14 protein-coding genes are annotated in these 11438 nt (G+C 63.6%); 3 read left to right on the top strand and 11 right to left on the bottom strand.

The window, feature by feature from the left end:
• Nucleotides 1-2: 2 nt before the first annotated feature.
• Nucleotides 3-914 carry a YDG/SRA domain-containing protein gene (locus LX16_RS21700; protein WP_147142435.1) on the top strand — a complete coding sequence of 304 codons (912 nt, stop codon included), beginning with the start codon at nucleotides 3-5 and terminating at the stop codon, nucleotides 912-914.
• A gap of 33 nt (nucleotides 915-947) precedes the next feature.
• On the opposite strand, the gene LX16_RS21705 is transcribed toward LX16_RS21700, so the two are convergent.
• The 8 genes from LX16_RS21705 to LX16_RS21740 form a co-directional block, all read right to left on the bottom strand.
• Nucleotides 948-1583: a hypothetical protein gene (locus tag LX16_RS21705; RefSeq protein WP_147142438.1), complete on the bottom strand. Its 636-nt coding sequence runs from the start codon at nucleotides 1581-1583 to the stop codon at nucleotides 948-950.
• Entirely contained in the window at nucleotides 1580-2782 is a 1203-nt protein-coding gene (locus LX16_RS21710) for an AAA family ATPase (RefSeq protein ID WP_147142440.1), read from the bottom strand. Before LX16_RS21710 ends, LX16_RS21705 begins: the two co-directional genes overlap by 4 nt.
• Nucleotides 2783-2784: 2 nt before the next feature.
• Nucleotides 2785-3570 (bottom strand): hypothetical protein, encoded by a 786-nt coding sequence (locus LX16_RS21715; protein ID WP_147142443.1) that lies wholly within the window; start codon nucleotides 3568-3570, stop codon nucleotides 2785-2787.
• Entirely contained in the window at nucleotides 3557-4465 is a 909-nt protein-coding gene (locus tag LX16_RS21720) for a DNA-processing protein DprA (protein WP_211354685.1), read from the bottom strand. Before LX16_RS21720 ends, LX16_RS21715 begins: the two co-directional genes overlap by 14 nt.
• A gap of 234 nt (nucleotides 4466-4699) precedes the next feature.
• The gene (locus LX16_RS21725; protein WP_147142446.1) at nucleotides 4700-5254 is read right to left on the bottom strand and encodes a PIN domain-containing protein; all 555 of its coding nucleotides are present in this window, start codon (nucleotides 5252-5254) and stop codon (nucleotides 4700-4702) included.
• On the bottom strand, nucleotides 5251-5715 hold the full coding sequence (locus LX16_RS21730) for a helix-turn-helix domain-containing protein (RefSeq protein WP_147142449.1): 465 nt from the start codon (nucleotides 5713-5715) through the stop codon (nucleotides 5251-5253). The genes LX16_RS21725 and LX16_RS21730 overlap by 4 nt, the downstream gene beginning before the upstream one ends.
• A 936-nt stretch (nucleotides 5716-6651) precedes the next feature.
• Complete coding sequence (locus LX16_RS21735) at nucleotides 6652-7044, bottom strand: hypothetical protein (RefSeq protein ID WP_147142452.1); 393 nt, start codon at nucleotides 7042-7044, stop codon at nucleotides 6652-6654.
• Nucleotides 7041-7925: a hypothetical protein gene (locus tag LX16_RS21740; protein WP_147142454.1), complete on the bottom strand. Its 885-nt coding sequence runs from the start codon at nucleotides 7923-7925 to the stop codon at nucleotides 7041-7043. The genes LX16_RS21735 and LX16_RS21740 overlap by 4 nt, the downstream gene beginning before the upstream one ends.
• Nucleotides 7926-8588: 663 nt before the next feature.
• Here LX16_RS21740 and LX16_RS21745 point away from each other — a divergent pair.
• Both LX16_RS21745 and LX16_RS21750 read left to right on the top strand, forming a co-directional pair.
• Nucleotides 8589-9449 carry a helix-turn-helix domain-containing protein gene (locus LX16_RS21745; protein ID WP_147142457.1) on the top strand — a complete coding sequence of 287 codons (861 nt, stop codon included), beginning with the start codon at nucleotides 8589-8591 and terminating at the stop codon, nucleotides 9447-9449.
• Entirely contained in the window at nucleotides 9446-9739 is a 294-nt protein-coding gene (locus LX16_RS21750; protein WP_211354686.1) for a DUF397 domain-containing protein, read from the top strand. Before LX16_RS21745 ends, LX16_RS21750 begins: the two co-directional genes overlap by 4 nt.
• A 72-nt stretch (nucleotides 9740-9811) precedes the next feature.
• On the opposite strand, the gene LX16_RS21755 is transcribed toward LX16_RS21750, so the two are convergent.
• The 3 genes from LX16_RS21755 to LX16_RS21765 are packed head-to-tail and all read right to left on the bottom strand — an operon-like array spanning nucleotide 9812 to nucleotide 11218.
• A complete protein-coding gene (locus LX16_RS21755; RefSeq protein WP_147142460.1) occupies nucleotides 9812-10255 on the bottom strand; it encodes a hypothetical protein in 444 nt (147 codons plus the stop codon).
• Nucleotides 10245-10931, bottom strand: a complete 687-nt coding sequence (locus LX16_RS21760; RefSeq protein ID WP_147142463.1) for a hypothetical protein — start codon at nucleotides 10929-10931, stop codon at nucleotides 10245-10247. The genes LX16_RS21755 and LX16_RS21760 overlap by 11 nt, the downstream gene beginning before the upstream one ends.
• A gap of 29 nt (nucleotides 10932-10960) precedes the next feature.
• A complete protein-coding gene (locus LX16_RS21765) occupies nucleotides 10961-11218 on the bottom strand; it encodes a hypothetical protein (RefSeq protein ID WP_147142466.1) in 258 nt (85 codons plus the stop codon).
• Between the last annotated feature and the right edge of the window lie 220 nt (nucleotides 11219-11438).

An 11438-nucleotide genomic window follows, 5' to 3' on the forward strand; every position in this document is an offset into this window, starting at 1 on the left:
CTATGCGCAGAACCTACGGGGAGATCGCTGGATACCCAGTCGGGTCTCGATTCGACAACCGGATGGAAGCGGCGAAGGCGGGCGTTCACCGCAACCCTCAGATGGGCATCGTTGGAGGCAAGGACGGGGCGGAGTCCGTGGTGCTCGCTGGTGAGTACGCGGACAAGGACCAAGGCGATCTCATCATCTACACCGGTGAGGGCGGACATGACTCGAAGGCCAAGAAGCGGATCGGTGACCAGCAGCTCACCAAAGGCAATCTAGGTTTGAGTCAGAATGTCACGACCGGCCAACCGGTACGGGTCATTCGCGGTGCGAAGGCTAAGACGCGGTACTCCCCGAAGGACGGATACCGGTACAGCGGCCTATACCGGGTGGCTGACTTCTGGCGGGACCAAGGAAAAGAAGAAGACAGCGGGTTCGTCACTTGGCGCTTCCGCTTGGAGGCGATTGGTGAGATCGCACTTGATGCGGCCCCTGAGGACCAGGCGGCCGCGGCAGAAATCAGCTCCCCAGTTGGGCGTATGGAACGCAAAGTGCGGGTGCAAATTCGGCGGGTTGCACTGGCGCAAAAAGTCAAAGAACTCTACGACTACCAGTGCCAAGTTTGTAATGTGCAGTTGAAAACACCCACGGGAAAGTACGCAGAGGCTGCCCATATCCGAGGGCTGGGCGAGCCGCATAATGGGCCGGATAGGCTTGAGAACCTTTTGTGTCTATGCCCGAACCATCATGTCTTGTTCGATCGTGGCGCGATTTCGGTAGATCCTAACGGCAAAGTGATCGATACTCGTACCGACGTGTGCATTGGTGAACTCTCCGTCGATGCATCGCACCACATCATTCCGGAGTACATCCAATATCACGCCACGCATGTCGCGGTTGCCCGTGAGGCTTGGAAGCACCAAGGCTGACGGCTGGCCAGCGGCCCGGCGCGGCCGCCACCGTCATGCGTGATGGAGGCAGTTGGTCAGCTCGGTGTGGAGGTGGTGCCAGGACGTGTTGCGGCCGGTGGGGTTGTGGAGTTGCCCGGTGCCGAGCACTCGGCGGAGGATTTCGATGGCGTCGGATTCTCGATACCGGCGCTTGGGGGAACTCACCTCGGACTTGAGAACCTGCTTGGGATCGTGAATCATCCCGGTATCGATTCGGCGTCGCTGTTTCGGTACCCGCCAGCCGGTCTGGTATCCGTCGAGCACATCCGGGTACAGCAGAAGCCAGGCTTCGAGCTCCGCAGTCGCGAGCAGGTAGTGGCTGCCGCCGATCTGACGGGTCAGTTCCGCCTGCACGCGCTGTTGAGCGTGTCGTGCCGCAGTGCATTCAACAGCGTCGTAGTCTTCGCAGACGATCAGGCACGCGAGGGGTGCGCGTTTGCGTGCCGCGACACCCTTGGCCAGCTTGTGCAGTGCCTTCACCCGACTGGCCAGTTGTTGGTTGGCTGCTCGCAGCCTTACGGCGTCTTTGATTTCTGCGACCCGGCCCACCGATTCCGGACAGATGTCGTTCAAAAGGAGTCGCAGGAACTCACGATCGTTGCGGTCCTCGCCGGCGAGCACGACGACGCCCTGTTCAGGTCGGCTCATATGTCGCCGCCCAAGGCGCCGGAGAACCACAGTCTTCCCAGCGGTTCGTCTTCACTGGCGGCGACGATCTCCCGGATCTGTTCGGTACTGATCGCGGGAATGGCCGAGGACCCGTCGTCTCGGCGTTCACACACGATGATCTCGTCGGGCCGGAGCCTGTCGACGAACGTGGGGGAGTGGGTCGCCACGATCAGTTGCGTCCGCTCGGACGCCTCACGCAGCCGCTCGACCAGCAGCTCCAGCGCTTGCGGGTGCAACCCGAATTCGATCTCCTCGATACACGTCAACGGTGGAGGCGTCGGGTCATGCAACGCCGCGAGAAGCGCGATGAGCCGGATGGTGCCCAGCGACGCGTCGGCGAGTTCGATGGGACGACGCAAGCCGGTTTCATGCAGGACGACGATGGCTTCGCGTGCCGGTCCGGACGGGAACTCGAAATCGATCGACTCGAGCTGGGGCAGCACCGACACCGCATCGGCCTGCAAGTCGGCGAAGCCGTCCGGGTGCATGTCATGCAGCATGAGCAGGTAAGCGGCGAGGTTGCCGGCATCGTCGGCGAGCCGTACCGCCGACTTGGGCCGGTACCGGCTGTGGCCGCCGGTCTGCCGCAGGTTCGTGATGTCGGAGTCGATGAATCGGATCCGCTGCAGGAATTGCGCCAACGCGGTGACTTCGCGACCACCGAATTCCATGGTGAGTCTCGGAATTAGCGCGAGCGCGCTTGTCTGTTCATCCACGCCAAGCTGTATTGAGTGGCGGGAGGAACGCGCCGGCTCCGTCAACGATCCGTCGGTTGGTCCGACGACGAGATTGTCGTGGCTTACCAACATCTTCATCGGCAGGTCACTGTCCGCGAAGTGGAAGAGTTCCGTTCGGTGCCAACCATCCTCGCCGATGCGGCCGATCCGCAAGCGATAGTCGTCGCCTTCATCACCGCCGGTCCAAGTCCCGGTGACCGATACGGCCAGCGCGTCGTCCGATCTTTCCGCGCTGCCGAACATCACCTTCGGCCAGATGTCGTCCAACGCCGCCGGAAGGTCGGACTCGGCGATTCTGCCGAGGAACGCCAGTACTTGAAGCACGTTGCTCTTGCCGGCGCCGTTCGGCCCCACGAGTACGTTCAGCCCACCGAGCTCCACGGTGACATCGCGGAGACTACGGAAGTTCTCCACGTGGAGCTGTTGGAGACGTGGCCGCATGGTCAGTCCTTCGGTCGATTGCTGCTGTGGCGCGATGATATGCGTTGTGTGACTGGTGGAAGGCGTTGTGCTTCCAAGACACAGTGCGCGATGCTGAACCGGCGCCGTTGGGCGGCCCTCCACAGCGCGGCGGTGGGTGGGTAGTCGAGGTTGAGCCGGCGCCCGAGGACCACTGCGACGGTACTGGCCGCGCCCGAGACCTTGAGGGCGTGCGACAGGGATTGCACTCGGGCGCCGGTCGTCCAGGTGTCATCGATGATGAGGACGCGGGCCCTGTCGATGTGATCGCGTACCTCGAACCGGTTGGTGTGGAATTCGCGGCCGCCGGCGTGCGCGGTGTTGACGGTGACGGCGACGGTCGGCAGCGAGAGCGTGACGAGTCTCGCCAGCGGATGGACACCGGTCCGACCCCGGGTGCTGGGGACGATCACAAGATGGCTGAATCGGCCGCCGGCGGCTGAGACCAGGCAGCGCTGATGACGGTTGAGGAACATCCACAGTAGGGCGTGGAGTTGAAACCGTTGTGCATCGGTGGCATCGTCTCGCTTGTAGAACGTGAGTACCTGCGCATGCTGTTCGCCCTTCAGCGCATATGAGATGGGCACCACGGCATCTGCCAGGCGATGTTCCGGATCGAGCGCGGCTTGGCAGGGCTTGCAATGGGTATAGCCGGGGCCTTTGGCGCCGTAGCAGGCGACGCACGAATCGCCGGGGATGGTGACCGGCGGCGTGAGATAGTGCGATTGCCGGGCGACTTCGGCGTGAAATCTCCGGTCATTCACCGGCATCAAATGGGTCCATGGACGACAGGTCGACGGAAGCAGGTTCCAACGCTTCGGCAACGGCCACGTCGAGTTCGTCGTACGTCTTCACGACGGTGACTCCCGGCTCGTCAGCGAGTCGCGCAGCCCAGTCGTTGCGGAGCACGTTCTCCAACAGGATGAGGAAGCGGCCATGGCCCAGTGCGCGACGCGCCTGGATCCGGCTGCCGCTGTGTTCGGACGCTTCGACGATCACGGTGGCGGCGGCGTAGCCGCTCATGGTGATGTTCCGCATCGGAAACGATTGACGCCGTGGCGGTGCGCCGGGCGCGAACTGGCTGAGGACCAGACCCCGTGCCGCGATCTCGTCCTGTAGTTCGGTGTTCTCCCGAGGGTAGTAACGGTCGACGCCGGTCCCCAGTACCGCGACCGTGCGACCGCCGGAAGTGAGTGCCGCCCGATGAGCGGCGGCGTCTATGCCGGCGGCGAGCCCGGATACCACTGTCACGTCCTGTCGGGCCAGAGCGGTGGCGATGTTGGTGGCCCGGCGTAGGCCGACGTCGGAGGCGTTACGGCTTCCCACGACCGCCACTGCGCGTGGGTCATCGCGCAGCGTGCCCTTGGAGTACACCAGGGGCGGCATTTCATGGATTTCCCGTAGCTGCGCGGGATAGTCGGGCTCGAAGTACGCACGGACGGTGATGCCGGCCGCTTCCCATTCGCTGATCTGCTCGTCGGCTTCGTGGAGCCGTTCCTTCACGTCGGCGATCGGAAACAGGTTGTCGGCACCGTTGACGTACGTGTCGAGCAGCGGGAGGATGCTGGGTGCGTCTATGACCTGGTCGGCGACCTTGCCCCACTGGACACCGTCGAGCGAAAGCAGCGCCAGGAGGGCGCTGCGTTCGAGTTCCAGATCCGGCACGCCGTCGATGATAGGGCCGCCCCGGCCACCGCCGTACATGTTCGGACGGAGATGTGGCCGAACGGTCATCCTTCGAACATACTTTCGAACGGGTGTGGTGGTCAAGGCCATCACTGGAGCGGAGCAGGTGGGCGTGAACCACCATCCGCGGACCAGCTTGCCCCTCAGAGCGGGAACAGCTCGCCCGATGACCGGGCGGCTTAGGCCGTGACGTGGCACGGGACTGTGCTTGGGTCAGGTCGACCTGATGAGCGTGGTAGTAACGATCAAGCCGGAGTGTTCGAGCTGGTTGAGGACGTCTTCAGTTGATTCTGGCGGGTGAAGGCGGGAGTCGGCGATCTGTTGAATACACGCCCACACCTCACGCTCGTGAAGATTGACGAGGTCGGCGAGGAAATCATCCGGTCCGATCGCGCATACCCCGAGACTTTCCAGGTTCTCTTCCGGAAAGTCTCGGAGGTTCGCGGTGACGATCAGTTCGGCGTGGCAGCGCACCGCTGCGGCGACCACGTGTCGATCATCGGGGTCGGGCAGCGATATGCCGTCTTCGAGACCTTCGTATCCCGTGACCAACACGTCACGTATCGATTGGTTCATGAGTTCTCTCAGCCTGTTCAGCTTTGCCGGAACGATGTCCGGCCGGTTCGCCTTCAGGGCGTTCATGACTTCGTCGAGAATCTTCTCCGTCCACCGAGCGCGGACCAGGCCGGCTTGCCCAACTCGTATGAGTAGGTCTCTGAGTGTGTTCGGGTACAACACGCAGGCGTCGTACACCACAGTCACCGTCACGGATACAACCCCAGTTCCTGAGTGAGTTCGCCCAGGTCGTCAGCTGCTTTTCTCCGCGTGGCGTCATCTTTGCGTTGGTACTCCTGTAGGTCGGCGAGCCTGACCCGTCGGTGTCTTCCGACTTTGCGATGCGGGATATCACCGGAGTCGAGCAGGCCGATGAGGTAGGGGCGTGACACGTTCAGCAGGTTGGCGGCTTGCTGCGTGGTCAGTTCGGCGTGGGAAGGGACGATGGATACACCTTCGCCCTCTGCTAGCTGGGCCAGGATCTTCGCGAACATCACCACGGCTTGCCTAGGTAGGACGAGCGACGGTTCGCCGTGTTCCATCTTCACTTCGATGGTGTCGGGCTTCTCGGGATGCCGGTCCAGGTAATCACGAATACGACGAGAAGCCCGTTCAGCGATTTCCGTCGGTACTGAGCCTGCCGGTACTGAACCGAGTGTCTTGTGTTTGGGCATAACACACCTCCTATAAGAGTATTCGCAGTAATCGCAATAAACGCATCATACGTTGGGATGATCTTTGGCGTGGTGAGTTGACGTCTGTGACGTGAGGTGTTTCTAGACTTGGCGAGCGTGGGTGCTGGAGTGGCGCCGCGTCGGACATCGTGGCCTGGTTGTTCGGCGCGGCGCGAGCGCTGCGACCGCTACCAGGCGGGGAGGGTGTGGCACCCCGGTTGGGGGCGGTATGGCGTAGCAGCCGGCCGGGAGACTTGCTGTACCGCTCGGGTGGCCCGGTGTAGTGCGCGGGTGTAGGCGGGGCGGTGTCTGCCTTTGGGTCGGTGTGGTGCTCTCGGGTAGACGACTTTGGAGAGCGCGGACAGGTAGTCGGTGGCCCAGAGGTAGGGGGCGCAGCCTCTTGTGCGGTGCCAGTGTTGGCGGCATTCGGTGCAGTGGCGTCGGAAGCCGTGTCGGGCTTGGCGTCTGCCGGGTGTGTGTAGTGCGCGGATGCGTTCGGCGCGGGCGATCTGTGTGGTCTGTTGGTTACTGGTTATGCTGCACCATGACATGGCGAGAACTCCTTGCTTCTCGTCCGTGTGGCGGCCCGGCTGTTGGCGCAGCCTGGTCGCCGTTTTCGTGTACGTGGGTGTCGTGCGGTGTGGCGGTGGCGTTCCGCGCTGTGGCTCTGGGGGAGTCCGCTTGGTCCTCGCCCGGTGCCGCTTGGTCCCCGCCCGGCTGCTCTTGGTCCTCGTCGGCTTGGTCCTCTTCCGGTTCCGCTTGGTCCTGCTCCGGTGGACGGACCGCGACCGTTATGCGTGGTTTACGCCTATTTGCGCCCACTTGGCGAGGACCAAGCACGACTTGACGTGGACCAAGCCCGATCTAACGGGGACCAAGTGCGACGTGGCGTGGACCAAGTGCGACTTGGCGGGGACCAAGTGGGTTGGGTCGGGTTCAGCTGTCGCAGGCGCGCCAGGTGACGGTGGTGGTCGGGTGGTCGTGTTGCCAGGTGGTGAGTGCTTCGGTGGCGGGTTGTCGTGGTTCTTCGACGGTCTCGGGCGGGTTTGGCTGTTGTTCGGGTGCGGCGGTTTCGGGCGGTGGTTGGTGTTGCCGCGTGTGTGCCGCGAGCGCGTCGGCGTTGCGTTGGTGTAGTTCTTCGGTGAGTGCGGCGGCGATGCGTTGGCGTGCGGTGGATGTCAAGGCGTTGTCGTGGGTGCGGCGGTCCCAGATCGCCTCGTGGCGCAGGATGTCGTCTCGTGTGAACCGGTGTCCGCAGACTTGGGCGTCGCCGTAGGAGTCGATCCAGTCCACATCTGCGGGCGTCACGACCGGTGGTCTGGCGGTCATCGCTCCACCCCGGGCTTGCGGTCGTGCGGCGGTCGGCCCGACGTCGCCGGTGGTGTTGCCGCCGGGCGGGACGCGCTGTCCGGTGCCGCCTCGGTCCCGGGTGTCGTCTGAGCGACGGGGGATGGTGTCGGGGCCGGTGGTGGGTCGGCGATCACTGGCGTGCCGGATTCCCCCTCCGGTTCGGTGGTCACGGCTGGGGGTGTGATCACTGATTCCGATGTGGACTCATGAACCGGCTGTGCGGTGGGTTCGTCGGCGGAGGCCGCCTCGCGTTCGGGTGTGATGTGGTGGTCGCCGTGGTGGTACGGCGAGAGCGTGCAACCCGGTTCGGGGCAGTACAGGGTGAGGAAGCTGGTGGACCTGGCCGCGTCGAAGATCCCCGCCGATTCGGCGAGCATTCCTGGCACGGTGTCTTGCAGGCAGGCCAGGATGTCGAGTGCGCGTTGCCGGGCGTCGGCTAGGCCGAGGGCGGCGAACGGTACCGCCATCAGGTAGATGTCGATGTCTTGGGCGGCGGCTTTGGCCTCGGCTTCGGTGAGTAGGTCGGGGTCGCGTTCCGGGTCGAGCCACACCAGGTACATGTCCGGTAGCGGCATCCGGGCGTGTGCGGAGTCCACGGTGGTGAACCACCCGAACGGGTGCCCGTCCTTGGCCAGGACCACGGCGGTGCCGTCGGGGTTCTCCACCCCGTGAATGATCAGGCCCGTGTCGACCCGCTCTTCGGTGACGCGGGTCTGCACGAACGCGAACCGCCTGGTCCGGGCCGCGCGTGCCACCGCGGTGAGTACCACGTTGACGTGCGGGTCGGGGTGAACGGGTGCCGGTGGTGCCGGGTCGGCACCGGGTATCAGGATCTCGTAGCTACACGAACGAATCGCCATGACGGTGTACCCCCAGAGGAATCGGATCGAAGTCTGCTGTGTGTGGACGGACGCGGCGCGCTTCACGAATAGCCGAACCGCGGCCCGGATGTGCGGAACGGCCGATGCCTCGCTCGGAGTCCGGGAACGTGGATGCGGGAGCATCGGGCCGGGTGTTGAGGCCGACGGTGGGCGGGTACCCGTCGATGCGCTGCGGCCGTGCGGAGGGCACGACCAAGGCACCGGGCGGAATGAGTGCCCGCCCACCGGGCGCGGCGGCGTTGTCGGCGCAAGACCACCGGCGCGCTACGGGAAAGCGTGAGAAATGGGGCTCGGTAGGGTGGCGGGTGTCGGGACCGTCGAGTCAGCCCGTGACGGGCGATCCGGTGACGACACCTGGCCGCGATACGACCCGGTGTGACAGACTGTTGACCGCGCGAGCTCCTTTCGCGAGTTCCGTTAGTTGAAGGACCGGGGCGGGACTTAGGTCGCCAAACTTCAGGACCCGCCCCGGTCTTCTCCCTCCCCGCCACCGCCCGAAGACGGCAACTGGGGAAGCCTCCACAACCACTCAGATCACTCCAAGTTGCTGTAGCAACACGATTACGCTAGCATGGCTTGTAATATTACGCAATAGCGGTCCTGCATGCCGATGACGGTCCGCTACCACCATGAGGGGCGCTCATGTCGAAGAATCGTTCTCTGTCGCTGCGGAACCAGTGGTTGGGTGAGCGTTTGAAGGCTGCTCGAGTTGCTGCGGGTCTCACATTGAAGGCCGCGGGAGAGCAGCTGAATCTCACCGATGCCACTTTGAGTCGCTTCGAGAAGGGCACCGTGAGAGTGCGGCACCCGTATGTCAAGGAGATGATCCACCTCTATGGAGTGTCTGATCCCCTGGAACGTGACGCGCTACTCCAGTTCAATAAGGACTCCTGGCGGAAGGACTGGTGGGACGGTGACACCACCGACATAGACCGCGGCTTTCTCGACTACACCTGGCTTGAGGCTCGATCGAAGCGCATCCGCATATTCTCGCCTCTCCTGATCCACGGTCTCCTGCAATCGCCGGGCTACATCCGAGCGGTGGTCGATCATGCCACTGAAGCGGAGATAACCGCCCAACACGTAGACCGACAGCTCGAGATTCGCCTCGCGCGACAGAAGACCGTTTTTCAAGATCGAACGACACCGTTGTCGGTGGTGCTCGAGGAAGCGGCCATTCTTCGGATGGTCGGAGGACGTACCGTCATGTGCGAGCAGCTTGAACACCTGGTGGCCGTCTCGGAACTGCCACACATCCAGATTCGCCTCCTCCCGATCACCGCAGAGTGGGACGCGGGCTATGCGGGGCCGTTTTCGTACTTCGAGATGCCCGACCCGTTTCCTGAGGTCGCCTACATCGAGAATCTCGCTGGCCGTACCTTCCTTGAAGAGAGCGGCAAGGTCTCAAGAATTCGGCAGGTGCACGCCGCTTTGGTACGGTCGGCATTGAGCCCCACCAAGACACGGAACTTCATCCGTGATGCATTGAAGGAACTTCAATGATCGCATCCCAGACCATGCCGCACATTGAGCAGGACCCTCCTAATTGGCTGATTTGGCGCAAATCCTCACGTAGCGACAGTGGCCCCGGGCAGTGCGTGGAGATCGCTGCATGGCGCAGCAGCGCCCGAAGCGCCAGCGGCGGAAACGCCAACTGTGTCGAGGTCGGTGCAGCAGCGGACACGGTTGCCGTACGCGACTCGAAACGTCCCACCGGTCCGGTCCTCACCGCCCCGGCCACCGACTGGAAGGCCATGCTCACAGCCATCAAACACGGCCACCTGGACGCATGATCGGTGGCTGATCTGAGCGGTGTGCGGATTCCGCATCGATCCGCACACCGCACCTAATCCGCAACGCAGGTGCTAGGCCTGGCTCCCCCACTGGTCAGCCAGCATCGCAGCATCGGCGAGGTACTTGTCGAGATTCGAGCGCATGTGCTCAGACCGATATGTGATGCTGCGGATGATCGGATACGCTGCGAGAATCTGGTCGTCGTTGCTGACATCATCGAGTAGGTGGTCCTCGCCGTAGAATGCGCGCACCACCGCTTCGATGACCAGTGGTTTCACCGGGGGAGTGGCGTTGCGGAACTCGTACCGTAGTTCTTCGGCGAACCTGGCGATGGCTTCGCGGCTGTGATCGTTCGCGAAGTGGTGCTCGATCGCACCGGCCATGACCGCCGAGAGATAGATGAAGTAATCCCCGCGATCCTCACTGCTGATTCGCTCATCAAGCTCCATGGCGCGGTCGGCATCACCCAGCGCCAACGCCTTAACGGTGTCCTTGAAGAGTTGTTTACTTGCCATCGTTCCTCTTCCTGATCATCCGGGACACGGCCTCCACGGCGAACGCCGACAGCAGGATTGCGTTACTGACGATATCCACGGCTTGAACATCGCCGCTGCCCGGTCCGGATATGGACGGCTGCCCCTTGTCGGTGGCTACAGTGGCCTGCCCGTACTTGTGTGGATCGTGACTTGCGACCTGGCTGGTACCGGACTTACTGAGATCCTTGCCTGTCTTCTGCAGGTCACCAGCCGCGCGAACGAATCGCCTGCCGAAACGCTGTAGGCGCGACTTGTCCTCTTCATCGCTGCCGGCCAGTTCCTGGCGAAACGGGTGAGTGGGCAGACCAGGCGCGTTGACGTCATCGCCGATATGCGCACTACCGCTGGAGACGGCGTCGGACTTGCCAGCTGATTCTCCGTTGCCCTGGTAGCCGCCGGTGCCGTTGCTGTACAGGCCGGTGATGGCGGACATGGCGATGAAGCGGCACTTCTCCAGATGCCCGTCAAGGTGTTCCGCCTCGCTCAACGCCTCACCCAGAAGTTCCACCGCCCGCATCGTCTCGGCACCGGCGGCGCTACCACCGATCCCCGCCGCGTCCAGACGGTCCAGCGCCTCCCCACCCGTGGCGACACTGCCGGCGACCCCGTCCCGCACCCGCCCCGCCGCATCACGCGCCGCAGCGATCAACGCCACCAGATCCCGGACACTCAGATTCCCACCGCTCATATCGTCCTGGCCAACTCCGCAGCCGCCCGCGCCTCCTCAAGCTTCGCCACCAGCGCCCTCTGCAACCCCAACGCCGCCTCCAACTCCCGCCGACACAGATCCACCTGCGCCGCCACCCCCTCCACCGCCAAGCCCATCAACACACCCGTCAACTGCTCCGCCATCGCCCGCGACGCCTCCACCTGCCCCGCCAACCCGTTCCCCGCAGCGACATCACCATCGATCGACGCCACCAGATCATCAATAGACGCCATACACCACAACACCTTCCACACAAGAGAAACCCGTCACCGACACCGTACAAACCACACGCCGCCCGTCGCAGCGGTAAGCCCCGAGAGCTGATGGGCAGCGGTATCGTCTCGGTAGCCGCTTCAACCACGGCCACCCCGGCCCTACGACGTGGCGGGTCGGGTCGAGCCGGCCGTAACGCGTCGAAGTGGTCGACGGATCGCTCCCGGTCGTCGGTTGTGT

Origin of the sequence: Stackebrandtia albiflava (genome assembly GCF_007994225.1) — a bacterium.
In the GTDB taxonomy this organism is placed as follows: domain Bacteria; phylum Actinomycetota; class Actinomycetes; order Mycobacteriales; family Micromonosporaceae; genus Stackebrandtia; species Stackebrandtia albiflava.